Below are 23,851 nucleotides of genomic sequence, written 5' to 3'. Positions count from 1 at the left end.
CGCGCTCAGATCAGTGCAGGATGAACTCGCCCTTCAGCGCCCGCCACTCGGTGGCCGAGATCAGCTTGCGGTGGACATAGCGCACCGAATGAAGCGGCCCATCGAGCTTTTCCTGCCAGAACTTCAGGAAGCCGCGCATCTCGGGAAAATCGGGGGCGAGGTCGTAATCCTGCCAGACGTAGGTCTGCAGGATCGCCGGGTGGTCCGGCAGGTGGTAGAGGATCTGGGCGGTCGTCAGACCATAGCCCTGCAGTTGCTTTTCCATGTCCTTGTGCATCGTATTCAGCTTCTCGTTCCCACTTGCGCTTTATTAGTGCTACGTGAAATGGAAGCACGCGAATGGTTAACGCAAGCTTAACGGATGCATTGAAAAAGAGATATTCTTTTTAGTTTCAATGGCTTGGCAGCATCGTGTGGCGAGTGCTGCCAGTCCGTTCAGCGTTTCAGGTGCCGCGTCAGCCGGCGCTCGATCCACGCCCAGAGATGGCGCAGCGCTTCGACGATGGTGAGGTAGAAGATCGCCGCCCAGAGATAGGTCTGGTAGTCGAAAGTGCGGGAGAAAGCGTAGCGGGTCTCGCCCATCAAATCGAGCACGGTGATGATGGCGACGACCGCCGAGCCCTTGATCAGCAGGATGATCTCGTTGCCGTAGGGGCGCAGTGCGACGATGAAGGCCTGCGGCAGGATGATCTTGCGGAAGGCAATGGCCTTGTGGATGCCAAGGGCTGCGGCTGCCTCGCGCTGGCCGTGCGGCACGCTTTCGATCGCACCGCGCAGGATCTCCGCCTGATAGGCCGCGGTGTTGATCGTCATGGCGAGGAGGCCGCAATACCAGGCGTCGCGGAAGAACCACCAGAGGCCGACGGCTTCCAACTGCGGCCGGAACACGCCAAGGCCGTAATAGACCAGGAAGAGCTGGGCAAGCAGCGGCGTGCCGCGGAAGAAATAAATATAGCCGTAGGAGAGCCAGTTCAGCGCCTTGTTCTTCGACAGGCGCGCCATGGCAAGCGGCAGCGACAGCACGGCGCCGCAGACGACCGAAATGCCAACGAGGCTCAGCGTCACCCAGAGGCCGTGCAGATAACGCGGCCCATAGCGAGTGAACTTCTCCAGATCCCAGCCATTGATGACGGTGAAGATCAGCAGCGCTGCAAATAATGCCCAGATCGCAACGAGGATGTAACCGGCGAGGCGCGTCGCCGTCATCGGTTTTGCCGCTTGGCGGGGCGCGGGCTGGGGCGGGATCAATGTTTCGGCGTAACTCATCGGCGGACCTCCGAACGCTTGGCCCAGCGGTCTACATAGGCGAGCAGGAAGGAGGAGAGGATGGCAAGCACCAGATAGAGACAGCAGGCGATGCCATAGAAGAAGAAGGGTTCCTTGGTCACGCGCACGGCGACATTCGTCTGGCGCAGGATATCCGCCAAGCTGATGATCGAGACGTAGGATGTGTCCTTTAAAAGCACCATCCAGAGGTTCGTCAGGCCGGGAAGCGCAATGCGGATAAGCTGCGGGAGAACGACGAGCCGCAACGTGCGGCCGCGATGCAGGCCGAGCGCGTCTCCGGCCTCATATTGGCCCTTGGGAATGGCGCGGAAGGCCGACAGCAGCACTTCCGAGCAATAGGCGGAAAAGACGACCGAAAGCGCGATCACGCCGGCAAGGAATGCATTGATTTCGATCGGCGGCCCGTCATAGCCGGCAAGCTCCAGAAGAGACTGGATGAGCATCTGCATGCCGTAATAGATGATGAAGAGCGTCAGAAGCTCGGGCAGGCCGCGGAAGATCGTCGTGTAGATGCCGGTGGCGAGCCGCAGCGACTTTTCTTCCGACTGCTGGCCGAGCGCCACGAGGAAGCCGATGACGAGGCCGATCGGCAGGGTGACGATCGCCACCGATACGGTGACCTGGAGACCAAGGGCGATCTCGTCGCCCCAGCCGGTGTCGCCGCAGGCAAGCACCGTCGACTGACCCAACCAGGTGAAGATGCCGACGGGTCCGCATAGCGGATCGAAAATGTGCACAAGTGCGCTCCAGAAGGAGCCAAGCGCGGAAAACAATCCGCCCATGCCGGAATTCCCCTCACGGCTTTTGCCGTTTTGATCTTGCCACCTTTGTCAAACAAAAATGGCGGAAGAGCAAGCCTTCCGCCATTCGCTTGATCGGCCAGATACCGAATTTCTCAGTCGCCGTAAACGTCGAAATCGAAGTACTTGTCCTGGATCTTCTTGTACTCGCCGCTGGCGCGGATCGCAGCGATCGCCGTGTTGAGCTTTTCCTTCAGCGGATCGCCCTTGCGGATGGCGATGCCGGCGCCTTCGCCGTTGATTTCCTTGTCGACCGGCAGGGTCGACAGGATCTTGCAGCAGGAACCGGCGTCGGACTTGACCCATTCGGAGAGCACGACGACGTCGTCGATGACGGCATCGACACGGCCGCTGGAAACGTCGAGCTTATATTCGTCGGCCGTCGGATAGAGCTTCAGTTCGGTGTCGGCGAGGTGCTTCTCGGCGTAGTTGGCATGCGTCGTGGAAGTCTGCGCGCCGATCACCTTGCCCTTGAGGCCGGCGACATCCGTGATCGTCGAGTCCTTCGGCACGGCGATCGCCGGCGGGGTGTTGTAGTACTTGTTGGAGAAGTCGACGAGCTTGAGGCGCTCAGGCGTGATCGACATGGACGAGACGATCATGTCGAACTTCTTGGCGTTGAGAGCCGGAATGATGCCGTCCCAATCGGTGCTGACGAAGCTGCATTCGGCCTTCATCTCGGCGCAGAGCGCCTTGGTGATATCGATGTCGAAGCCCTGAATGGTGCCGCTGGCATCAACGAATTCGAAGGGCGGGTAGGTCGAATCGGTGCCGATCACATATTTCTCGCCGTCGGCCATGGCCGAGCCGGCAAAGAGGGACATCGCCGCGATCGATGCTGCCGCGATGATACGAGTGGAGATTTGCATGAGGATCCTCTCTGTTGGTAGCCGTCGCGCTTTTTTCTCGTGGCTGACGGCTGCTGTTCAACGGTGCCGGGACACCGCCTTGCGGCGATAATCAGACTTTTTTTCATGGAAATGCAACAGAAATTCCCCGGCAATTTTCGATGCGGATAGCGCGTGAGATGAACGGCGGCAGACCGCAACATTCACGTGAGGTTAATCCCCGGCTTCCTAGAACCGGAACAAATCGGCGGATTGGCGCTTAGCCATTTCGCCGTTTCGCCTCAATGCGTCGCTAGGGGCGGAACCAGGGCCTGTCGGCCTTCAGGAAGCTCAAACAGGATCGAGGAAACCCGATGGGCAAGAAATCAAATCTATTCGCGAGCGCAGCTTTCCCGCTGCTTTCCCTCACGCTGGCCTTCCAGCCGGCCACCGCCATGGCTGCCGCGCGCAGCGTCGGGACTGAGCCCGCGGCCGTGCGGCAGATCGAACAGGGCAGCTTCGAAGTGGCGCAGGATGCGCCTTCCGAGGAAGAGCTCTTGAAGAAGAAGCGCAAGCAGAAGGAGGAGGCTCCGGCTGAACAGGCGCCGGCCGCGGAACAGCCGAAGGAGGCGCCCGCCGAGAAGCCGAAGGCCGAGCGCAAGGAAGCGCCGGAACCCAAGGCAGAGCCGGAGCCGCCGAAGGCCGAAGCCGCGCCGAAGGAAGAGCCGGCACCGCAGGCCGAAAGCAAGCCCGAGCGCAAAGCCAAGAAGGAAGCCCAGCCGGAGGCGAAGCCGGAAGCCGAGCCCCAACAGGAGCAGCAGCCGGTAACGCAGGAAAAACCGAGAAAGCCGAAGAAACAGGCCGAGCCGGAGGCCCAGCCGGAGCCCGAGCAGCAGCCGGCCGCCAAGGAAGCCCAGCCGGAGACGGAACAGGCGCAGCCCGAGGCGAAACCCGAAGGCGGCAAGAAGGGCCGAGATAAGGCCAAGGCGAAGACCGAAACTGCCGCTCCCGAGGCGGTAACGCCGGCCGAGCAACAGGCCACGCCTGAAACCAAGCCGGAAGCCAAGCCGGAGGTAAAACCCACGGCGGAAACTCCTGCCGCGAAGAAGCCTAAGAAGGGCGAGGCTGCCGCACCCGCGGAGAAGGCAACCGAAGACAAGGCGGCGGCCCCGGAAGCTGCGCCCGCCGAAAAGCCCGCCCACGGCACGGCTGCAAAGCCTGCCGCCGAGCAGCCCAGTGCCGAGCAGCCTGCTGGTGAAAAGCCGGCTGCGCCCGCCACCGACACGGCCCAGCCGGCGCCGGATGCCACCGGCGGACAGCAGGTGGAGCAGGCGATTCCGGCACCGGAAAAGGTTTCTCCCGAGGAACTCGAACGCCGCAAGAAGATCGCCGAAGATCCGGCCAAGAGCAGCGAAACCGTCGTGCTGCCGGTCGAGAACGGCGCGGCCGTGCTCGACAGCGACAAGGATGCCGACCGCAGCAAGGGGCGGGAGGGCCGCCGCGACCGCGACAAGCTGCGCGCCGAAAGCCAGGAGGTGAAGCTGCCGACCTCGGACGCCGATGCGCAGGCCGCTGCCGCTGCGGCGCCGACCGTCAAGCTCGAGGCTGTAACCAGCGAGAGGGGCACGAGGCTCGATACGCGGCCGCAATTTGCCCGTCCCGAAGGCGCTCGGATCGACGACCGCACCGACGACAACCGCGTGATCATCCAGTACAACAATCAGGTGATCGTGCGCAGCGACGACGACAGACGGTTCCTGCGCGACGGCGAGCGGCCGATCTACGAGGAGCTGTCCCGCGATCGCTACCGCGAGACCATCACGCGGCCGGAGGGCTATCGCATCGTCACGATCCGCAACCGCTATGGCGACATCATCCAGCGGTCGCGCGTCGATGCCCGGGGGCGTGAATATGTGCTCTACTACTCGCCCGATCTCTACGAGGATCCGGATCGCGACTACTTCGAGGATCCGGGCGCCGATCTGCCGCCGATGCGGCTTCGCGTGCCGCTCAACGACTATATCATCGACACGAGCAGCGAGCCGGACCGGGATTATTACGAGTTCCTGAGCGAGCCGCCCGTCGAGCAGGTGGAGCGTGTCTATTCGCTTGACGAGGTGAAGTATTCCGCTCGTATTCGCGACAAGGTGCGCCGCATCGATCTCGATACGATCACCTTCGCCACCGGCAGCGCCGACATCCCGATGACCCAGGCGCGCACGCTACGCAAGGTCGCCGACGCGATCAACCAGGTGCTGGAGAAGGATCCGAGCGAGACCTTCCTGATCGAAGGCCATACGGATGCGGTCGGCTCCGACCAGAGCAACCTGATCCTCTCCGACCAGCGGGCGGAATCGGTCGCCAACGTACTCTCCGACGTCTACGGCATCGCGCCGGAAAACCTGGCGACGCAGGGCTATGGCGAGCGCTACCTGAAGGTCACTACTTCAGGCCCGGAACAGGAAAACCGCCGCGTCACCATCCGCCGCGTCACGCCGCTGGTCCGCCCGGTCGCCGCCAAGCAGTAAACGATTTGCCCCTCTCCATTCGTGGGGAGGGGCAATTGGACTGGCTGTCCCAATACTCGATGGGGACAAAAGTTGGATGGGGACGGCATGCGGGCTTCGAGACCTGCCGCCCCCATCCTGCCGGTTCTACTCGCCGGCTTTTCTGGCCGCCTTTTCGATGACGTCGGCGACTTTTTCCGGTTGGGATGCGAAGACGGCGTGGCTGGACTTGATCTCGGTCACTTCGCTGCCGGCGCGTTTCGCCATGTCGCGTTCGAGCTCGGGGTTGATGGAGCGATCCTCGGTGGCGACGATCGACCAGCTTGGTTTCGTGCGCCATGCCGGCTCCGCGATCTTGGCCGCGAAGGCCTGTTTCGAGGCGAAGACCTGCGATTTTGCCAGGAAGTCGGTCTCGGCTTTGGGGAGGTCGGCGGCGAAAGCCGCCGCGAAGGCGGCGGGGTCGAGATAGAGATATTTGCCGTCCTTCGTTTCCTTGATGTCCATGCTGCCGGCCGGCTTCGAGCTGGCGAGGCTCAGCAGGCTTTCGCCTCTGTCGGGCTGGAAGGCGGCGACATAGACGAGGCCCGCGACATGGGGATCGTTGCCGGCCTGCGTGATCACCATGCCGCCATAGCTGTGGCCGACGAGCAGCGTCGGTCCTTCCTGGAGGTCCAGAACCCGTTTCGTCGCCGCCACGTCGTCATCGAGCGAGGTGAGGGGTTCCTGGACGATGGTGACGTTGAAGCCGCGCTTTTCCAGAATTTCGGTCGCCTTGCGCCATCCCGATCCGTCGGCCAGCGCGCCGTGGACGATCACGATGTTCTTGACCGCGGCGGCCTCGGCTGCGAACGCGATTCCGGCGGTTGCAAAGGCAAGAGCTGTGATGAAAGTCAGATGCTTGTTCATGGGGTCACTCCTTATGGTCGATGTTGAAGTTCTGGATGGAGAACGGGCTCAGCCGAAGGTGAAGGCGTAGGCCTGGACGCCGGGATCGAGAAAGCGGATTTCGAAGTTGCGGGCCGTGACGGTGCCGGACTGGCGCACGAGCTGGTAAAGCCTGGTCGCGGTGACGGTGCCGTTGCCATCGGCAGCGATATCGGAGCCGTGGTCTGCACCCGGAACCTTGCCGTCGATCTTCACCTGGAAGCGGACCGGTTTAGCTTCATCGCCAGGCCCGAGAACGAGATGCAGGTCACGGGCGCTGAAGCGATAAGTGATGCCGCCGCCTGCCTGATCGAGTGTTGCCTGATCCTTGCCAACAGTCCAGGTTCCCGACAGGCCCCAGCCATTGAGGCCCGGCTCGCTGATCGAGTAGTTCTGCGGAGCATTCGCCTGCAGCCCCTCGGGTGAGCTGAAGTTCGTCGCCTGCTCATAGCCGAGATAGGTCTCGCCGGAGCGGATGTTGCCGAGATCGGGCCCGGCTTCCACGCCCTTGGCATCCGGCGCTACGGGCGCGCTTGCCTTCATTTCGCTGCCGGCCTCGCGGAGCAGGTCCTGAATGGCCTTCTCGGTCGTGCCGTAATTGCCTTCGCCGAAGTGGTGGTAGCGGATCTGGCCCTTGGCATCGATCAGGTAGGCGGCAGGCCAGTAGCTGTTCTCGAAGGCGCGCCAGATCTTGTAGTCGTTGTCGACGGCAATGGGATAGCCGATCTTGAAGTCGCTGATCGCGCTTTTGACGTTGTCGATCTTCTTTTCGAAGGCGAATTCCGGAGCGTGGACGCCGATCACCACGAGACCTTGATCGGCATATTTTTCCGCCCAGGCTTTGGTGTAGGGGATCGTGCGAATGCAGTTGATGCAGGAATAGGTCCAGAAGTCGACGAGAACGACCTTGCCGCGCAGCTCTTCGTTGCTCAGGGGCTTGGAGTTCAGCCATTCGACCGCGCCATCGAGCGAGGGCGCAGAACCCTCGACGGGGAGATCGCTGCGGAAGGGCTTCTTCGCATCGGCCGCTACGATCGTCGCGTCGTTGCTCGCGACCTCGGAGGAGGCACCGTCGAGCGGCTTTGCATGCAGCCGGTCGAGCACGGCCTGTTCCAGAGACGCGGTGCTGGCGTAGGAGAGGCGGGACAGCAGGCTGGTGTCGAGGCCGAGCGCGATGATGGCGACACCTGCGAGCACGGCAGCGCCGAGCACCTGGCGAATGCGATCACCGAGACCGAGCGAGCGCTTCATGGCGGCAAATATCTTTCCGCCGACCGACAAGGCAACAGCAAGGGAGGTTGCCGCACCGGCTGCGTAGGCAGCAAGCAGGAAGCTGGTCTCGAGGTTGGCGCCCTGCAAGGCAGCGCCCGTCAGCACGAGGCCGAGGATCGGGCCGGCGCAAGGCGCCCAGAGCAGGCCGGTTGCGACGCCGAGAATGAGGGCGCTCCTGACCGTCGGCGCCGTGCGTCCGCTGCCGCTGGCGTTTACGAGGTTATTGCCCAGATCCACGATCGGACGGGCAAGGGTGCTGGCAAAGCGCGGGGACAGCAGGCTCACACCGAAGAGGGCGAGCAGGACGATCGCGGCAAGACGGCCATATTCATTGGCGCGGATGGCCCAGCTGCCGCCGACCGCGGCAAGGGTGGCAACGAGCGCGAAAGTGGCGGCCATGCCTGCCAGCATCGGCAGCGTGCTTTTGACGAAGGGCTGGCCGGCGCGGGCGAAGACGAAGGGGAGAATGGGGAGGATGCAGGGGCTGAGAATGGTCAGCACACCTCCGAGATAGGCAATGATCAGAAGTGTCATCATCGTTTCCTTTGAAACCGATTGATCGGGCTCTGGACGGCGATGGGCCTGAACCAGCAACGGCGCGATGTAGCCGGGCGGAGGTATCTCCGATGTGTCTGGTTTGGCGGGAAAATGTACCGAACTATTGCGCTGGAGCGCCTGCGATACAAAAGAATACAAATGGGCTTGTCCGCTCTGGCGGCGGCGCACAGCAATGCTCGACCTGAGGGAGTGCATTTGTATCAGAATGTATCTCGGTGGGCTGAGCTTACATTTACATTCAAAAACCGCGGCTTATGACATACGGGCGATACAAGCCGAACGTCTTCTGAGCGCCGTGATCCATTCGACAGGAAAGACCGATGTCAGAGCAAATCAACCATGAACGCCGCCGCTTTTTCGGCATGACAGCCATCGCCCTTGCGGCGGTCGAATTCGGCGTGGCCGGCGCGGCCGCTGCCCAGACCGCGCCGGCTTCGCCCGCGGCCTTGCCTGATGTAAAGAGGGGAACCCATACGTCCTTCGAAGCGCTGAAGCAGATCAAGACCGATGTACTCGATATCGGCTATGCCGAGGCGGGAAAGGCGGACGGTCCTGTGGTGCTGCTGCTGCACGGCTGGCCCTATGACATCTATAGTTTCGTCGATGTCGCCCCGCTGCTTGCCTCGGCCGGCTACCGGGTGATCATCCCTTATCTGCGCGGCTACGGCACGACACGCTTCCTGCATGACAAGACCGCGCGCAACGGCCAGCCCTCGGCGCTTGCCGCCGATATGATCGCCCTGCTCGATGCGCTAAAGATCGCGAAGGCGGTGATCGCCGGCTACGACTGGGGCGGGCGCACCGCCAATATCATGGCTGCACTCTGGCCGGAGCGCTGCAAGGCCATGGTATCGGTCAGCGGCTACCTGATCGGCAGCCAAGCGGCCAACGAGAAGCCTCTTCCGCCGAAGGCCGAACTTGCCTGGTGGTACCAGTTCTACTTCGCCACCGAGCGCGGCCGACTGGGCTATGCGAGCAACACCCATGATTTCGCAAAGCTCATCTGGCAGACGGCTTCGCCGAAGTGGAATTTCGACGATGCGACCTTCGACAGATCCGCCGCCGCCTTCGACAATCCCGACCATGTCGACATCGTCATTCACAATTATCGCTGGCGCCTCGGGCTCGTCGAAGGCGAGGCCAAGTACGACGCCTATGAGAAGAGGCTTGCCGCCTTGCCGATGATTTCGGTGCCGACGATCACCATGGAGGGCGATGCCAACGGCGCGCCGCATCCCGAGCCCTCCGCCTATGCCGGAAAGTTCTCCGGCAGATACGAGCATCGCACGATCGGCGGCGGCATTGGTCACAACCTGCCGCAGGAGTCGCCGCAGGCCTTTGCGCAAGCCGTGATCGACGTCGATCGTTTCTGATCGATGGCAGAGCCTCGTTGCCCGGGCCAGTGGAATATGCGTAGGTCGCGTCTGGCGCTTCGGTATCGTGAACGAGGCGGTGGGCGCGGCCATATCGTTGAGGAAGAGCAAATATGGATCATGTCGATCACATCCTGGTCGTCGACGACGATCGTGAAATCCGCGAGCTGGTCTCGGGCTATCTGCAGAAGAATGGCCTGAGGACCAGCGTTGCGGCGGACGGGCGCCAGATGCGCAGTTTTCTGGATGCCAATGCCGTCGACCTGATCGTGCTCGACGTGATGATGCCGGGCGACGACGGGCTGGTGCTGTGTCGCGAACTGCGCGCCGGCCGGCACAAGGCGATCCCGATCCTGATGCTGACGGCCCGCACCGACGAAATGGACAGGATCCTCGGGCTGGAGATGGGCGCCGACGACTATCTCGCCAAACCCTTTGCCGCGCGCGAACTGCTGGCCCGCATCAAGGCGGTGCTGCGGCGCACGCGCATGCTGCCGCCCAACCTGCAGATCAGCGAGGCGGGACAATTGCTGACCTTCGGTGACTGGCGGCTCGATACGGTCGCTCGCCACCTTCTCGACAAGGAAGGGACGGCGATTGCGCTGAGCGGCGCCGAATACCGCCTGCTGCGCGTCTTCATCGATCATACGCAGCGGGTGCTCAACCGCGACCAGCTTCTGAGCCTGACGCAGGGGCGCGACGCCGAGCTCTTCGATCGCTCGATCGATCTCCTCGTCAGCCGCCTGCGGCAGCGCCTGGGAGACGATGCGCGCGAGCCGACCTACATCAAGACGGTGCGCAGCGAAGGCTATGTCTTCTCGGTTCCGGTCGAAATTTCGGAGCCGCGCCAATGAAGGCGGCGATCCCCAAGCTTCCGGGCCTGGTGTGGCCGAGGACGTTGCGGTCGAGGATCTTTCTCATCCTGCTGACCGGCCTGGCGCTGGCTTATGGGCTCTCCTTCAGCGTTCTCTACATGGAGCGCTACATGTCGGCCAAGGCGGTGATGCTCGGCACGCTGGAGAACGACGTCGCAACGTCGGTTGCCGTTCTCGACCGGCTGCCGCCGGAAGAGCGCGGCGACCTCGTGGATTGGCTGAGCCGCGGCAACTACCGTTTCGAGCTTGGGCCCGGCCTCGCCGGCGTGCCGGACACCTCCAGCAAGGGCAGGGAGATCGCGGGAAAGATAGAGGCGGCCGTCAGGCACCGCTTCCCGATCCGCATCGAACGGATTCCGGGCGAGGTGAACCGGCTGCAGGCGCATATGACGCTGAGCGACGGCAGCCCGCTCACCATCGATGTGACGCCGAGAGGCGTCATGCCGATCGCGGAATGGCTACCCTATGTCTTCGCCGTCCAGATGGCGCTGCTCATCCTCTGCGCCTGGTTTGCGGTGCGTCTGGCGATCCGGCCGCTCGGAGAGCTTGCCGCCGCCGCGGACGCGCTCGATCCCGATAGGAACGGTCCTGGTTTGAGTGAGACGGGGCCGAGCGAAGTCGCGCATGCGGCGAGGGCGTTCAATGCGATGCGGGGGAGGATCGCCCATTATCTCGAAGAGCGCGTCCAGATACTGGCGGCGATCTCGCACGACCTGCAGACGCCAATCACCCGCATGCGGCTGCGCGCCGACATGACGGAGGATTCGCCCGAGAAGGACAAGCTGGTGAGTGATCTCGCGGAGATCCAGCGCCTCGTGCAGGACGGCATTGCCTATGCGCGCAGCGCCCACGGCAGCGGAGAAAAGAACGCCCGGATCGATCTCTCCTCGTTCATCGACAGCATAGCCTACGACTATCAGGACACCGGGAAATCCGTCACGGTCGTCGGGCTGGTTGAGGGCGCCGCCTTCACCAGGCCGCATGCGCTACGCCGCATCCTGTCGAACTTCATCGACAATGCCCTGAAGTTTGCAGGCTCCGCCGAGATCAGCGTCGAGCACAACGCGGAAAAGGCGGTCGTCATATCGGTCATGGATCGCGGGCCGGGGATTCCGGACGATATGCTGGAAGCTGCCATGCAGCCGTTCTTCCGGCTGGAGCAATCCCGCAACCGCGAGACCGGCGGCACGGGCCTTGGCCTTGCGATCGCCCAGCAGTTGACGGCGAAGCTCGGCGGTTCGCTCAGGCTCTATAATCGGCCCGGCGGCGGACTGGCGGCGGAAGTCACCCTGCGGTGATCTCGGGACCGCCGGAGGTTTTCCGGCGGTTTGTACGCAAATATGTCCCGGATGCCGGATGCTACGTTTTGTGACATTTCGGTCGATTTCGGAAACATGCAGGATATATCGGCCGGTCAAAACTCACTTCGTCAACCCGGCCGCAGCAGCGATCTCCTCGCCTCAGCGGCCAATCTACGGAGTGTTTCCATGACCAAGATCGAAAAGGTTCTCTATACCGGCAAGACCCGCACCACCGGCGGACGCGACGGCGCTTCGCAAAGCGACGACGGCCAGCTCGACATCAAGCTCTCGCCTCCCGGCAGCGCGCGGCCCGGCACCAATCCCGAGCAGCTTTTCGCCGCCGGCTGGTCCGCCTGCTTCATCGGTGCGATGGGCATTGCCGCCGGCAAGCTGAAGATCAGGCTTCCCACAGAGGCCGCGGTGAATGCCGAAGTCGATCTCGGAACGACGGACGGTGACTATTTTCTGCAGGCCCGTCTCAAGGTCAGTCTGCCCGGCATCGAGCCGGATGTCGCCAAGGCGCTTGTCGACGAGGCGCACCGGACCTGCCCGTATTCGAAGGCGACACGCGGAAATATCCATGTCGAGCTGAGCATTGCCTGACGGCGGCAGCGGAAAGGAAACAGGGCGAGGCCCGGCCGGGCTTCGCCGATGGAGGCTTCAATGAGATTGCTGATTATATCCGTTCTGGCAGCTGCGGTCTTCGCCGCCCCCTGTATTTACGACATCAGCTCGCACGAACCATCGCCGCTTGCGGGACTTGTAACGGCAGCTTCCGCGGTTACTTCTGCGCATGAGCAACCGCTTTTCTGAATTCAGCCGGGAGAATGACAGTGAAACTCTACCAGAACGAAATTTCCTCTGCGACCTCAAGGGTCCGGATCGCGTTGGCGCTCAAGGGGCTGACGGCGGAAGCGCTGCCGATCAGCATCCTCGGTGAAGAAGCCGAGAGCCGGCAGTCCGGTTATCGCAGCGTCAACCCGCAGGGGCTGGTGCCGGCCTTGCTGACGGACAGCGGCCAGCTCATCACCCAATCGCTGGCGATCGTCGAATATCTCGACGAGGTGCAGCCGGAGCCGCCGCTGCTGCCCGATACGGCTGAAGGCAGGGCTCAGGCCCGTTCGATCGCGCTGGCGATCGCAGCCGAGATCCACGCGCTGCTGCCGCCGCGGATCGGCCTGCATCTGAAGGCTACCTTCCAAGCCGATGCCGACGCCGTTGCCGCCTGGAGCCGTCATTGGGTCGGCGAGGGAATGGCCGCGGTCGAGACGATGATTGCCGGGCGCAGGCAAGGCGCCTTCGCCGTCGGCGACCGGCCTGGCATTGCCGATATCTTCCTCTTTCCGCAGGCGATCAGCGCAAGACGCATGGGCTTCGATCTCGGCCGGTGGCCTGATATTGCGGAGATTGTCGGCAGGCTGGAGGCCATACCGGCTTTTCAGGAGAATGCGCCGGCGCCGAGGAAATGAATTTCGATGAGAAAGCGGCCGCAAATGTGCGGCCGCTCACCTGTCACCGATTGACCCTTGCCTGCAGATGCGGAGGGTAACGATCGCCTTCGACCTTGATGGTGGCCAGCGCGCTTTCGATGCTGGCAAGGTCATCGGCGGTCAGTTCGACCTCGGCGGCTGCGATATTTTCCTCGAGGCGATGCAGCTTGGTGGTGCCGGGGATCGGCACGATCCAGGGCTTTTGCGCCAGCAGCCATGCGAGAGCGACCTGGGCGGAGGTGGCTTTCTTGCGTGCGGCGATCTGCGCCAGAAGATCGACAAGCGCCTGGTTGGCTTTTCGTGCTTCCTGGGAAAACCGCGGCACGATGTTGCGGAAGTCCTTGCTGTCGAAGGTGGTCGTATCGCTGATCGCGCCGGTGAGGAAGCCCTTGCCGAGCGGGCTGAACGGAACGAAGCCGATGCCGAGTTCTTCGAGCACCGGCAGGATCTCCTGCTCGGGCTCGCGCCACCAGAGCGAATATTCGCTTTGCAGCGCGGCGACCGGCTGGACCGCATGCGCACGGCGGATGGTCTGGGCGCCTGCTTCGGAGAGGCCGAAATGGCGGACCTTGCCTTCTGATATCAGCGCCTTGACGGTGCCGGCGACATCCTCGATCGGAACGTCAGGGTCGACACGATGCTGGTAGAACAGGTCGATGACGTCGGTTTTCAGCCGCTTCAGCGCCTGATCGGCAACCGCGCGGATCTGCTCCGGCCGACTGTTCATACCGCTCTGGCCGCCATTGGCATCGAAGTTGAAGCCGAATTTGGTGGCAATCACCACGTCGCTGCGGAAGGGTGCCAGGGCCTCTCCCAGGAGTTCTTCGTTCTTATAGGGTCCGTAGGCCTCGGCGGTGTCGAAGAAGGTGACGCCGCGTTCAAAAGCCTGGCGGATCAACGCAATCGCTTCCCGCTGTTCGGTCGCCGGGCCGTAACCGTAGCTCAGCCCCATGCAGCCGAGACCGATGGCCGAGACCTGAAGTCCGCTCTTTCCCAGTTGACGCTTCTGCATCGCCGTTTCCTTTCAGCCTTGATATTCCGGGTCGGTGACATGCTCCATCCAGTCGACGACCTTGCCGTCGAGTTGTTCCTGGATGGCGATGTGGGTCATTGCTGTCGTCGGCGCTGCACCGTGCCAATGCCGTTCGCCAGGCGCGAACGAGACGACGTCTCCCGGGCGAATTTCCTCGACGGGGCCGCCTTCGCGCTGGACGCGGCCGCAGCCCGAGATGACGATCAGCGTCTGGCCGAGCGGATGGGTGTGCCAGGCGGTGCGGGCTGCGGGCTCGAAGGTGACGCTGGCGCCGGCGGCGCGAGCCGGATCGGTGACGGAAAACAGTGGATCGATGCGCACCGTGCCGGTGAACCAATCCGCCGGCCCTTTGGCCGAGGGCTGCGAGCCGTTTCGTTTGATTTCCATGATCATGCTTCCTGTGTCTAAGGTTGCCGACGACATCGTGCGCCTTGGTTCAGGATAGTTAGTGCGTCGCTGTGCTTCGGTTAGATGGTGTATGTGGCAAGGACTTATGAGAAAATTTCATGAATGCCCGTGTCCTGCCATGATGACTTGATCGCCGTTGCGCGTGCACAAAGCTTTACGAACCGCCGGGAAGCTCGGCGTGTCGCAATCGGCGCTCAGCCACACCATCCGAGGGCTGGAAGAGCGGCTCGGACTTCGACTGCTGACGTGGACGACGCGCAGCGTTTCGTCGACGGAAGCCGGGGAACGCAGTGCGAAATCATGCTGTTTGGATTATTTGACATTCGATCCTTCGCCACTAATTCAAGGTTAAAAACGAAGGAACCAATGGATGAATACTGCTCTGCCTGCTACGAAAGCTCGGACCGGCGTGTCCGGTTTGGACACAATCCTGGCAGGAGGCCTTTCCGCAGGCCACGTGTTTCTCCTGGAGGGAAATCCTGGAGCTGGCAAGACCACCATTGCACTGCAGTTTCTGATCGAAGGCGCGCGGCTTGGCGAGCGCGGGCTCTACATTACGCTCTCGGAAACCGAGAGCGAATTGCGGGCCGGAGCGGCCTCGCACGGCATGATCATCGACGGCAATATCGAGGTCTTCGAAGTCGTGCCTCCGGAAAGCCTGCTGGACTCCGATCAGCAGCAGAGCCTGCTTTATTCCTCGGACCTCGAGCTTGGAGAGACCACCAAGGAGATCTTCGCCGCGTTCGAACGGGTGAAGCCAAGCCGCGTGGTTCTCGACAGCCTGTCGGAAATCAGGCTGCTGGCGCAGAGCTCGCTGCGCTATCGCCGGCAGATCCTTGCGCTCAAACATTACTTCGCCCGGCAGGGGGCGACGGTGCTTCTGCTCGACGACCTGACCTCCGACGTGCTCGACAAGACGGTGCACAGCGTCGTGCACGGTGTCATCCATCTCGAGGAACTGGCGCCCGGCTACGGCTCCGAACGGCGACGTTTGAGGGTCATAAAATATCGCGGGCAGGCCTTCCGTGGCGGTTATCACGATTTCACGATCCAGACCGGCGGCGTCGTCGTATTCCCGCGCCTCGTTGCCTCCGAGCACAGGACGAGTTACGCCCGCGACGATGTTTCGAGCGATATTGCGGAACTGGACCTCCTGTTGGGCGGCGGGCTGGAGAGGGGCTCCAGTACGCTCATCCTCGGGCCCGCCGGCACTGGCAAGAGCACTTTTTCGTTTCAATTCCTGGCGGCAGCGATCGCGCGCGGAGAGAAGGCGGCGGCCTTCATTTTCGATGAAGAGATTGGGCTGCTTTTCGGGCGGCTCAAGGCGCTTGGAATCGATCTGGAGGCGATGAGAGACTCTGGTCTCGTTCATATCGAGCAAGTGGATGCCGCCGAGTTGTCACCCGGGGAATTTGCGCATCGCGTGCGAGACTGCGTGGACAGATCCGGCGCCAAGACCGTCATCATCGACAGCATCAACGGATATCAGGCTTCGATGCCCGACGAGAATTCGTTGATCCTCCATATGCATGAGCTGCTGCAATATTTGAACCGGCAAGGTGCGAACACCTTCCTGACCGTGGCCCAGCACGGTCTGGTCGGTGACATGAAGGCGCCGGTCGACGTCACCTATCTCGCCGATACCGTCATTCTGCTGCGTTATTTCGAAGCGGCGGGAAGAGTGCGCCGCGCCGTTTCGGTGATCAAGAAGAGGACCGGATTTCACGAGGATACAATCCGAGAGTATCGCATCGGCGCGGCGGGCCTGACATTCGGAGGGCCGCTTGTCGGGTTCCAGGGAGTGCTGCGCGGCGTTCCGGAGTTTGTTTCAGATACGACGTCCCTTATGTCGCGCGATGGCGGGGATAGCGGCAATTCCTAATTCCGGCAAACCAAAGGCGCTGATCTACACACCCACAGGCCGCGATGCTCTGGTGGCGGTATCCCTCGCCAACGAAGCCGGCGTGACGGCGGTTACTGCTCCCGACCTTCCGATGTTTGCGGCACTGCTCGATGAGGACGTCGCGTTCGGTGTCCTGACGGAGGAGGCCGTCCGTTCAAGCGATCTGAAGCCGGTCGCAGCCTGGATCTCGGCGCAGCCGAGCTGGTCGGATCTGCCGTTCATCGTGCTCACAACGCGGGGCGGCGGACCAGAGCGAAATCCGGCCGCTGCCAGGCTTTCCGAGGTTCTCGCCAACGTTACCTTCCTGGAAAGACCTTTTCACGCGACGTCCTTCATCAGCATCGCCAGGACCGCGTTAAGGGGACGGCTGCGACAATATCAGGCGCGCGCCCATCTGGGGGCTCTCGGTGAGGGAGAACGGCGGCTGCAGACCGCGCTTGCTGCCGGCCGCCTCGGTGCATGGGAACTCGAACTGTTTTCGATGAGGTTGTCGGCGTCCGACACCTGCAAGGCCGTCTTTGGGCGAGGGCCGGATGAGGATTTTACCTATGAGGATCTGGTAAAGAGCATCTATCCCGACGACCGCGGTCTCGTGCAGTCAAGTCTGGACCGGACGATCGAGACAGGACGCGACTATTCCGTCGAACACAGGACGATCTGGCCGGATGGATCGCTGCATTGGGCGGCGGTGCATGCGCAGCTCTATGTCGACGGATATGGCTCGGCGAAGAAGCTCGTCGGCGTTTCCTCCGATGCCACGGCGCGCAAGACCACCGAGGAGAACCTCAGACGGCTGAATGAGAGCCTCGAAGAGCGGGTGAGGGAAAGGACCAGCGAGGTGCATGCCGCCCATCAGAGCTTGCTCGAGGAGGTGGCTCAACGAGAAAAGGCGGAGGAGCAGCTTCGCCATTCGCAGAAAATGGAAGCCATTGGCCAGCTGACCGGCGGCGTCGCGCATGATTTCAACAATCTGTTGATGGTCGTTCTCGGCAATCTCGAATTGCTCGGCAAGCATGTAGCGGGAGACCGGAAAGCGTCGCGCCTGATCGAGGGCGCACTTCAGGGCGCCCGTCGCGGCGCGGCCCTGACGCAGCGTCTGTTGGCTTTCGCCAGACGGCAGGATCTGCAGGTGAAGCCGGTCGATCTGGCTGAGCTGGTATCGGGCATGAACGATCTGTTGCGCCGTTCGGTCGGATCGTCGGTCAGCATAGAAACACAGCTTTCGCCGGCGCTGCGGCCGGCGCTGGTCGATACCAATCAGGTCGAACTGGCGCTGCTCAACCTTGCCGTCAACGCGCGCGATGCGATGCCGGATGGAGGAGTTCTGCGCATTTCGCTGCGCGAAGAGCGGGTCGTGGGTGACGGCGGCGATCTCAACGAGGGGACTTACCTCGTCCTCGGCGTCACCGACAATGGCAGCGGGATGGACGCGGAGACGCTGAAGAAGGCCGTCGACCCCTTTTTCTCGACCAAGGAGCTCGGCAAGGGTACGGGCCTTGGGCTATCGATGATTCACGGCCTTGCGGTTCAGCTCAACGGCGCGCTGCGCCTGACGAGCACGCTTGGTGTGGGAACCACCGCCGAGTTATGGCTACCCGCGACCGAACGGTGCCCTGAACAGCCGGCGGAAACCGATCTGCCCCTCGCGCAAACCGCATCGAAGCTGAAGATCCTTCTGGTCGACGATGATACCTTGATCGCCATGAGTTCGGTCGAGATGCTTGAAGATCTCGGCCATGATGTCGTGGAGGCAAACTCCGGCTCGCAGGCGCTGGAGCTGATCAGAAGCGGCGGGCATTTCGACGTGATGATTACCGATTATTCGATGCCTGGAATGACCGGCGCCCAGCTCGCTCAGGCGGTGCGGACTATTCGACCGGCGCTGCCGATCGTACTGGCAACGGGTTATGCCGATCTTCCTGCCGGCGCGGAGGTCGATCTTCCAAGACTGGGAAAGCCGTACAACCAGGCCCAGCTTGCAAGGGAAATTCACAAAGCGATGGCAAGCGAAACGGACCTGCCTCTCAAATCGGCGAGTTAGGGTCGAGCCTCAAGGCCGACAATTTCAGCGATGAAATCGGCGATGGCGGCGGTGTCGTCGAGATCGAAGACGGGCAGGGCCGTGTCCGCGACTGGGTGATCGGCGGCGATGGCTGCGATGTGGGGATCTTCCGGCGCCAAGGGCGTGCGATTTGCAGCTTCAAGGCGGCGAGCCTCGATCTTCGGGATCGGCTCGCGTTTATAGCCCTCGATCAAGACGAGATCGCAAGGGGCAAGCCGGGCAAGGATCTCCTCGAACTCTGGTTCTGGAGCGCCGCGGAGCTCATGCATGATGGCATAGCGAGTGCCGGAGACGATGGTGACCTCGTGGGCGCCAGCCTGGCGGTGGCGGTAGCTGTCGGCGCCGACCTTGTCGATGTCGAAGTCATGATGGGCATGCTTGATCGTCGATATCTTATAGCCACGGCGGGTGAACTCGGTCACCAAACGGACGGCAAGCCCTGTCTTGCCCGAGTTCTTCCAGCCGGCGATGCCGAAGACTTTAGGTGCCGTCATGTGCGAAGGGCCTCCAGCCAGCGTTCCGCCTCGGCGAGGTCGTCGGGCGTGTTGATGTTGAAGAAAGGATCGAGCAGGCTGGCGCGGGTCGGATGCAGCGGAAAGGCTACTTCCGTAACGTCATGCCGCAACAGGAAGTCGCGCACGCGGCGCTTTTCGTCAGCGGCGATCCAGGCTTCCAGATCGGCCGCCAATGTCACTGGCCAGAGACCGAAGACCGGATGGCTGCGGCCTTCGGAGGCGGCGATCGCGATCTGCGACGGATGATCGACTGCTGCCGTCAGCCGGGTGACGAGATCGGCCGGGAAGAACGGGCAATCCACAGAGACGGTGACGACATGGGTGACCGAGGGGATGCCGGCGGCATAGACCATGGCCGCATGGATGCCGGCCATCGGGCCGGCCTTGCCGGCAATATGGTCGGGAACGACAGGCACATCTTCGGCGGCGGCATCGGCATTGACGGCGATCGACGAGACCTGCGGCGACAGGCGGGCCAGCACATGGCGAAGCAGGCTCTCGGTCCCGAGCATTACGCCGGCCTTGTCGCGGCCCATGCGCTGCGAGCGGCCGCCGGCGAGCACCACGCCTGCTATCTCGGATTTGTCCAAGGAGAATTCAGCCACTATCTGCCTCGCAATCCTGCGTCACACCGGCACGCGCGGTTCGGATTCCTGCGCGATGGGTGAAACGTGACGCTTGGCCTCACGATAGAACGTATAGAGGCCGGAAGCGATGACGATTGCAGCGCCTATCAGCGTCCAGTGGTCCGGCACTTCCGCGAAAAAGACAAAGCCGAGCAGCGAGGAAAAGATCAGGCTCGTATAGCGGAAGGGCGCGACGAAGGAGATTTCGCCGGTGCGCATCGCGAGGATGACCGACTGATAGCCGACGAGCACCAGCACCGAGGCGAGAAGGAGATGGCCGAGCGAGGAGGCGCTGACCGGCTGCCAACCACCGAGCACGGGGATCAGAAGCGCGCCGAAGAAAGCGGCGGAGGAGGCGGTGATCACGGTGATCATCAGCGAGGGTATTTCCGGATCGATCGAGCGGGTGGCGAGATCGCGGCCGGCTGTCGTCAGCACCGCGCCGACGCAGAGAAGGGCGGCGGCGGTGAAGCCTTCGGGGCCCGGGCGGATGATGATCATCACGCCGACGAGGCCGACGAGGATCGCCGACCAGCGGCGCCAGCCAACCGGCTCACGGAAGAACAGCGCGGCGCCGAAGGTGACGACCAGCGGCAGCGACTGCAGGATCGCCGAGGCATTGGCGATCGGCATCATGCCGAGCGCGGTGATGTAGGTGACCGCGGAAAGTATTTCGCAGACGATGCGGAGAATGATCAACGGCTTCAGCACGACACGCCAGGAGCGCAGCGCGCCCATTTTCCAGGCGATCAGAAAGACGAGCAGGCTGGTGAACAGGCCGCGCAGGAACATGATCTCGCCGGCATTCATATAGGCGATCACCGATTTGGAGAGTGCGTCGCTGGAGGAAAAGCCGGCCATCGCCATGCTCATATAGATGGCGCCCTCAGTATTGCGTGACCGCGGCATGAAGAGATTCCCTTTACCTGTGCGTCTCTTCTTAGTCGGGAAGACGCATGAAGGGAATCGGATGGATGTCACACCCGGGATAAATCGATGATGCGGTGCACAAGGGCGCTTACGTTACGGCAGGAGCCTCTGTGAAAACCGTGGCAAATGACCGTTTTATTTGGCGAATCCTCATTTCGATCGCAACTCCGCTGCGAAACTGAGCGCTGCCAGGCATCTTTTCATCGGCGGCTTTTGTTTTTGCGCGCGGGAAACGGGTGGCTGCGCCGCCTGATGTCTGAGATTTGGGATGCCTCAATCACTGAGGAGAAACGGACATGACACTTTTGAAGGACAAGATCGCAATCGTCACCGGCGCAAGCTCCGGTATTGGCCGGGCGGCGGCGAAAGTCTTTGCACGGGAAGGCGCGAAGCTGGTGATCAACGGAAGGCGACAGGATGCGCTCGACGCCGTCGTCGCGGAAATCGAGGCGGAGGGTGGAAAGGCCGTCGCCGTTGCGGGCGATGTCAGGGACGAGGCGCTGCAGGCGAGGCTCGTCGACGCGGCTCTCTCGCGCTTCGGCAGGCTCGATATTGCCTTCAACAATGCCGGCAGCATTGGCGAGATGGGGCCGGTCTCCGGGCTGACGCTGGAGGGCTGGCGCGAGACGATCGAAACCAATCTGACCGCCGGCTTCCTGGGCGCCAAACATCAGTCGGCGGCGATGGGCGAGGGCGGATCGCTGATCTTCACCTCCACCTTCGTCGGCTACACCGCCGGCATGCCCGGCATGGGCGCCTATGCGGCGAGCAAGGCCGGTCTGATCGGTCTCGTGCAGGTGCTTGCCGCCGAACTCGCATCGCGCAAGATTCGCGTCAACGCCCTTCTGCCCGGCGGCACCGATACGCCGGCCAACATCACCAATGCGCCTGATGCGACCGCGGAAGTGCTCGCCTTCGTGGAGGGGCTGCATGCGCTGAAACGCATGGCGCAGCCGGAGGAGATCGCCAATGCGGCGCTCTTCCTGGCGTCCGACCTGTCGAGTTTCGTGACGGGTACGGCGATGCTGGCGGATGGCGGGGTTTCGATCACTAGGACGTAGGTGAGGGCGTCGGTTGCCTTTCGCTTACCGCTCAAGGCGTTCGTCGCTAGTGCTCCTCACCCCCCTCATCTGCCCTGACGGGCATCTTCTCCCCGCTGGGGCGAAGAGGGAGCAAGACGCACCGCGTCGCCCCAAGCAAAAGCATAAAGGGAAGCGAGCGGCGGCGGTTCCGCTTCTCCCCGGCGGGGAGAAGATGCCGGCAGGCAGATGAGGGGGTGAGCGGCGAAGCCGGGAATGCTCTGAGCGCGAGCAAAGGCAAGGCAGCGTTTTATACAGTTTCAGTGGCGCTGCTTGCCGCGCTTACGACATAATCAACCCGCCATCGACATTGATCGTCTGGCCGGTGATGTAGGCGGCGTCGTCGCTGGCGAGGAAGGTTACCAGGCCGGCGACGTCCTCGCCGGAGCCGGCGCGCTTCATCGGGATGCCTTCGACCCATTCCTTCATCAGTTCGCCGGGGGCGTAATTGCCAAGCAGTTTGCCCCAGGCCTGGTCGTTATAGGCCCACATATCCGTCTCGATGATGCCGGGGCAGAAGGCGTTGACGGTGATCTTTTCGATCGCGACTTCCTTGGCGAGGCTCTGGGTGATGCCGACGACGCCCATTTTCGATGCGGCGTAGTGCGGCGTGTAGATGAAGCCGTCGCGGGCCTGGCCGGAGGCGGTGTTGATGATGCGGCCGCCGCGCTTGTGCTTGCGCATTCTTGCAATGGCCTCCTGGGCGCAGAGGAAGACGCCCTTGGTGTTGACGGCCATGACCTTGTCCCACTCGTTTTCGGTCATGTCCTCGATGCGGGCGATGGTGATGACGCCGGCATTCTGGATCGAGACATCGACCGCGCCGAATTCCTTCTCGGCCGTATCGTAGAGGGCGATGACACTCGTCTTGTCGGTAACATCGCCGATGAAGGAGATGGCCTTGCCGCCTTCGGCCCGGATCGCTTCGGCAACGCCGTGGACCAGATCCTCATTGGCCGAGACGACGAGATTGGCGCCGTCGCGCGCGAAGCGCCTGGCGATGGCGGCGCCGATGCCGCGGCTGGCCCCGGTGATGACGACAGTCTTGTTTTCGAAGCGTTTCATCCTCTTTCCTTTCAGATATCCCTAGGGAGACGGCAAATCCGGTGAACGAGTTCGCGCAGTCTCGAGCGCCAATGACGGCGCCGTGGCCTCAGCGTGTTCCATCGGCGGGAAGGGCGGGCGGACGGCGATATTGCGCCGTCTTGCCCGTTGGTCCCTTCAGCGCCTCGATCTCAGCCAGGGAGGAAGCGAGATCGGTTCAAGTTCTAAAATCAGCGTTCCGATCGCATCACCAGCAGCAGAAGCCGCCGTCGACGAGAAGATCGACGCCGGTCACGAAACTTGCCGCGTTCGACAGCAGGAACACCGCCGGACCGACCATTTCGTCGACATCAGCCATGCGCTGCATCGGTGTCTGCTCTTCGAAAAGCTTGGTCTGATGAACCATCTCCGGACGGGTGTTCATCGGCGTTGCCGTATATCCGGGGGAGATGGTGTTGACGCGAATGCCGCGGCCGACCCATTCCATCGCCATGGACTTCGACATGTGGATCACGCCGGCCTTGGAGGCGTTGTAATGCGCTTGGCTGAGGCCCCGGTTGACGATCACGCCCGACATGGAAGCGATGTTGACGATGGAGCCGCGCCCATTCTTGAGCATGGCGCGGGCCTCGGCCTGGCAGGAAAGGAATATGCCCTTCAGGTTGATATCCATCAACGTCTGGTATTGGTCCTCTTCCATATCTTCCGCCGGGTTCGCGTTGGCGATGCCCGCAGCGTTGACAGCCAGCGTCAAGGCGCCAAGATCCGCTTCGGTTCGTGCGACGGCATCGGCAAGCGAGGATTTGCTCGTGACATCGGCAGCGATCTCGATCGAACGGCGGCCGGCGGCGCGAATATGTTCGGCCGTCTTGGCCAGTCCGTCGTCGGTACGACGGTCGAGCAGCGCCACATCAGCGCCGCATTGCGCAAGGCCGATGGCAATGCGCTGCCCGATGCCGCTGCCGGCACCGGTGACGATGGCAACCTGGCCGCTGAGATCAAAAAGCTTCGGGGCGTTCAGAGTGATGTCAGACACC

Annotated in this window: 22 protein-coding genes and 1 pseudogene; 10 read left to right on the top strand and 13 right to left on the bottom strand. The window is 62.5% G+C overall.

The features are described 5' to 3' along the window. Positions 1-10 precede the first annotated feature (10 nt). From ATY77_RS27340 to ATY77_RS27325, 4 genes are all read right to left on the bottom strand, one after another. The gene (locus ATY77_RS27340) at positions 11-277 is read right to left on the bottom strand and encodes an usg protein (protein WP_088681100.1); all 267 of its coding nucleotides are present in this window, start codon (positions 275-277) and stop codon (positions 11-13) included. 158 nt (positions 278-435) lie between these two features. Next, on the bottom strand, positions 436-1,266 hold the full coding sequence (locus ATY77_RS27335; protein ID WP_088689630.1) for an ABC transporter permease: 831 nt from the start codon (positions 1,264-1,266) through the stop codon (positions 436-438). After that, positions 1,263-2,069, bottom strand: coding sequence for an ABC transporter permease (locus tag ATY77_RS27330; RefSeq protein ID WP_088676110.1), 807 nt, complete (start codon positions 2,067-2,069; stop codon positions 1,263-1,265). Before ATY77_RS27330 ends, ATY77_RS27335 begins: the two co-directional genes overlap by 4 nt. 113 nt (positions 2,070-2,182) lie before the next feature. Next, positions 2,183-2,956: a transporter substrate-binding domain-containing protein gene (locus ATY77_RS27325; protein WP_088676111.1), complete on the bottom strand. Its 774-nt coding sequence runs from the start codon at positions 2,954-2,956 to the stop codon at positions 2,183-2,185. 332 nt (positions 2,957-3,288) lie between these two features. Here ATY77_RS27325 and ATY77_RS27320 point away from each other — a divergent pair, with 332 nt between their 5' ends. After that, the gene (locus tag ATY77_RS27320) at positions 3,289-5,442 is read left to right on the top strand and encodes an OmpA family protein (RefSeq protein WP_088689629.1); all 2,154 of its coding nucleotides are present in this window, start codon (positions 3,289-3,291) and stop codon (positions 5,440-5,442) included. Between the two features lie 126 nt (positions 5,443-5,568). Here the strand turns inward: ATY77_RS27320 and ATY77_RS27315 are convergent, their stop codons facing one another. Together ATY77_RS27315 and ATY77_RS27310 are read right to left on the bottom strand one after the other, a co-directional pair. Further along, positions 5,569-6,327: an alpha/beta hydrolase gene (locus tag ATY77_RS27315; protein ID WP_088689628.1), complete on the bottom strand. Its 759-nt coding sequence runs from the start codon at positions 6,325-6,327 to the stop codon at positions 5,569-5,571. A 48-nt stretch (positions 6,328-6,375) separates the two neighbouring features. Next, positions 6,376-8,151: a cytochrome c biogenesis protein DipZ gene (locus ATY77_RS27310; protein WP_088689677.1), complete on the bottom strand. Its 1,776-nt coding sequence runs from the start codon at positions 8,149-8,151 to the stop codon at positions 6,376-6,378. Between the two features lie 344 nt (positions 8,152-8,495). Between ATY77_RS27310 and ATY77_RS27305 the strand changes: the two genes are divergently transcribed. The 5 genes from ATY77_RS27305 to maiA all read left to right on the top strand — a co-directional run bounded on the left by ATY77_RS27305 (position 8,496) and on the right by maiA (position 13,193). Continuing rightward, positions 8,496-9,548, top strand: a complete 1,053-nt coding sequence (locus ATY77_RS27305) for an alpha/beta hydrolase (protein WP_088689627.1) — start codon at positions 8,496-8,498, stop codon at positions 9,546-9,548. 113 nt (positions 9,549-9,661) lie between these two features. Then, positions 9,662-10,402, top strand: coding sequence for a response regulator (locus tag ATY77_RS27300; protein ID WP_088689626.1), 741 nt, complete (start codon positions 9,662-9,664; stop codon positions 10,400-10,402). Beyond that, the gene (locus tag ATY77_RS27295) at positions 10,399-11,721 is read left to right on the top strand and encodes an ATP-binding protein (protein WP_088689625.1); all 1,323 of its coding nucleotides are present in this window, start codon (positions 10,399-10,401) and stop codon (positions 11,719-11,721) included. The genes ATY77_RS27300 and ATY77_RS27295 overlap by 4 nt, the downstream gene beginning before the upstream one ends. A gap of 189 nt (positions 11,722-11,910) precedes the next feature. Next, on the top strand, positions 11,911-12,327 hold the full coding sequence (locus tag ATY77_RS27290) for an organic hydroperoxide resistance protein (RefSeq protein ID WP_088689624.1): 417 nt from the start codon (positions 11,911-11,913) through the stop codon (positions 12,325-12,327). 230 nt (positions 12,328-12,557) lie between these two features. Then, complete coding sequence (gene maiA / locus ATY77_RS27285; protein ID WP_088689623.1) at positions 12,558-13,193, top strand: maleylacetoacetate isomerase; 636 nt, start codon at positions 12,558-12,560, stop codon at positions 13,191-13,193. 43 nt (positions 13,194-13,236) lie between these two features. Here the strand turns inward: maiA and ATY77_RS27280 are convergent, their stop codons facing one another. Both ATY77_RS27280 and ATY77_RS27275 read right to left on the bottom strand, forming a co-directional pair. Beyond that, positions 13,237-14,226, bottom strand: coding sequence for an aldo/keto reductase (locus ATY77_RS27280; protein ID WP_088689622.1), 990 nt, complete (start codon positions 14,224-14,226; stop codon positions 13,237-13,239). 12 nt (positions 14,227-14,238) lie between these two features. Beyond that, positions 14,239-14,634, bottom strand: coding sequence for a cupin domain-containing protein (locus tag ATY77_RS27275; protein WP_088676121.1), 396 nt, complete (start codon positions 14,632-14,634; stop codon positions 14,239-14,241). Between the two features lie 123 nt (positions 14,635-14,757). On the opposite strand from ATY77_RS27275, the pseudogene ATY77_RS27270 reads away from it, so the two are divergent. From ATY77_RS27270 to ATY77_RS27260, 3 genes and pseudogenes are all read left to right on the top strand, one after another. After that, positions 14,758-14,944, top strand: a pseudogene (locus ATY77_RS27270) (LysR family transcriptional regulator); the annotation flags it as partial. An 81-nt stretch (positions 14,945-15,025) separates the two neighbouring features. Beyond that, the gene (locus tag ATY77_RS27265) at positions 15,026-16,537 is read left to right on the top strand and encodes an ATPase domain-containing protein (protein ID WP_088689621.1); all 1,512 of its coding nucleotides are present in this window, start codon (positions 15,026-15,028) and stop codon (positions 16,535-16,537) included. 52 nt (positions 16,538-16,589) lie between these two features. Then, positions 16,590-18,599, top strand: a complete 2,010-nt coding sequence (locus ATY77_RS27260) for a PAS domain-containing hybrid sensor histidine kinase/response regulator (protein WP_245314398.1) — start codon at positions 16,590-16,592, stop codon at positions 18,597-18,599. Here ATY77_RS27260 and mobB read toward each other — a convergent pair. Genes mobB through ATY77_RS27245 form a run of 3 tightly spaced genes read right to left on the bottom strand, consistent with a single transcriptional unit; the run spans position 18,596 to position 20,670 of the window. After that, positions 18,596-19,114: a molybdopterin-guanine dinucleotide biosynthesis protein B gene (gene mobB / locus ATY77_RS27255; RefSeq protein WP_088689620.1), complete on the bottom strand. Its 519-nt coding sequence runs from the start codon at positions 19,112-19,114 to the stop codon at positions 18,596-18,598. The genes ATY77_RS27260 and mobB overlap by 4 nt on opposite strands. Next, positions 19,111-19,740: a molybdenum cofactor guanylyltransferase MobA gene (gene mobA / locus ATY77_RS27250; protein WP_088689619.1), complete on the bottom strand. Its 630-nt coding sequence runs from the start codon at positions 19,738-19,740 to the stop codon at positions 19,111-19,113. Before mobA ends, mobB begins: the two co-directional genes overlap by 4 nt. 21 nt (positions 19,741-19,761) lie before the next feature. Then, entirely contained in the window at positions 19,762-20,670 is a 909-nt protein-coding gene (locus tag ATY77_RS27245; protein ID WP_088689618.1) for a DMT family transporter, read from the bottom strand. A 317-nt stretch (positions 20,671-20,987) separates the two neighbouring features. Between ATY77_RS27245 and ATY77_RS27240 the strand changes: the two genes are divergently transcribed. Further along, positions 20,988-21,752, top strand: a complete 765-nt coding sequence (locus ATY77_RS27240; RefSeq protein ID WP_088689617.1) for an SDR family oxidoreductase — start codon at positions 20,988-20,990, stop codon at positions 21,750-21,752. A gap of 300 nt (positions 21,753-22,052) precedes the next feature. On the opposite strand, the gene ATY77_RS27235 is transcribed toward ATY77_RS27240, so the two are convergent. Both ATY77_RS27235 and ATY77_RS27230 read right to left on the bottom strand, forming a co-directional pair. Then, a complete protein-coding gene (locus ATY77_RS27235; RefSeq protein WP_088689616.1) occupies positions 22,053-22,835 on the bottom strand; it encodes a glucose 1-dehydrogenase in 783 nt (260 codons plus the stop codon). A 226-nt stretch (positions 22,836-23,061) separates the two neighbouring features. Continuing rightward, complete coding sequence (locus ATY77_RS27230) at positions 23,062-23,850, bottom strand: SDR family oxidoreductase (RefSeq protein WP_037139756.1); 789 nt, start codon at positions 23,848-23,850, stop codon at positions 23,062-23,064. Position 23,851: the final 1 nt, after the last annotated feature.

Source organism: Rhizobium sp. R634, from assembly GCF_002211305.1.
Classification (GTDB): domain Bacteria; phylum Pseudomonadota; class Alphaproteobacteria; order Rhizobiales; family Rhizobiaceae; genus Rhizobium.
Note: the sequence above shows the minus strand (reverse complement) of the source record. Positions and strands in the feature narration are given on the sequence as shown.

Coding starts and splice junctions, on each gene's coding strand:
- ATY77_RS27340 (WP_088681100.1), bottom strand. CDS start 277: ATGCACAAGGACATGGAAAAGCAACTGCAGGGCTATGGTCTGACGACC.
- ATY77_RS27335 (WP_088689630.1), bottom strand. CDS start 1,266: ATGAGTTACGCCGAAACATTGATCCCGCCCCAGCCCGCGCCCCGCCAA.
- ATY77_RS27330 (WP_088676110.1), bottom strand. CDS start 2,069: ATGGGCGGATTGTTTTCCGCGCTTGGCTCCTTCTGGAGCGCACTTGTG.
- ATY77_RS27325 (WP_088676111.1), bottom strand. CDS start 2,956: ATGCAAATCTCCACTCGTATCATCGCGGCAGCATCGATCGCGGCGATG.
- ATY77_RS27320 (WP_088689629.1), top strand. CDS start 3,289: ATGGGCAAGAAATCAAATCTATTCGCGAGCGCAGCTTTCCCGCTGCTT.
- ATY77_RS27315 (WP_088689628.1), bottom strand. CDS start 6,327: ATGAACAAGCATCTGACTTTCATCACAGCTCTTGCCTTTGCAACCGCC.
- ATY77_RS27310 (WP_088689677.1), bottom strand. CDS start 8,151: ATGACACTTCTGATCATTGCCTATCTCGGAGGTGTGCTGACCATTCTC.
- ATY77_RS27305 (WP_088689627.1), top strand. CDS start 8,496: ATGTCAGAGCAAATCAACCATGAACGCCGCCGCTTTTTCGGCATGACA.
- ATY77_RS27300 (WP_088689626.1), top strand. CDS start 9,662: ATGGATCATGTCGATCACATCCTGGTCGTCGACGACGATCGTGAAATC.
- ATY77_RS27295 (WP_088689625.1), top strand. CDS start 10,399: ATGAAGGCGGCGATCCCCAAGCTTCCGGGCCTGGTGTGGCCGAGGACG.
- ATY77_RS27290 (WP_088689624.1), top strand. CDS start 11,911: ATGACCAAGATCGAAAAGGTTCTCTATACCGGCAAGACCCGCACCACC.
- ATY77_RS27280 (WP_088689622.1), bottom strand. CDS start 14,226: ATGCAGAAGCGTCAACTGGGAAAGAGCGGACTTCAGGTCTCGGCCATC.
- ATY77_RS27275 (WP_088676121.1), bottom strand. CDS start 14,634: ATGGAAATCAAACGAAACGGCTCGCAGCCCTCGGCCAAAGGGCCGGCG.
- ATY77_RS27265 (WP_088689621.1), top strand. CDS start 15,026: ATGAATACTGCTCTGCCTGCTACGAAAGCTCGGACCGGCGTGTCCGGT.
- mobB (WP_088689620.1), bottom strand. CDS start 19,114: ATGACGGCACCTAAAGTCTTCGGCATCGCCGGCTGGAAGAACTCGGGC.
- ATY77_RS27245 (WP_088689618.1), bottom strand. CDS start 20,670: ATGCCGCGGTCACGCAATACTGAGGGCGCCATCTATATGAGCATGGCG.
- ATY77_RS27240 (WP_088689617.1), top strand. CDS start 20,988: ATGACACTTTTGAAGGACAAGATCGCAATCGTCACCGGCGCAAGCTCC.
- ATY77_RS27235 (WP_088689616.1), bottom strand. CDS start 22,835: ATGAAACGCTTCGAAAACAAGACTGTCGTCATCACCGGGGCCAGCCGC.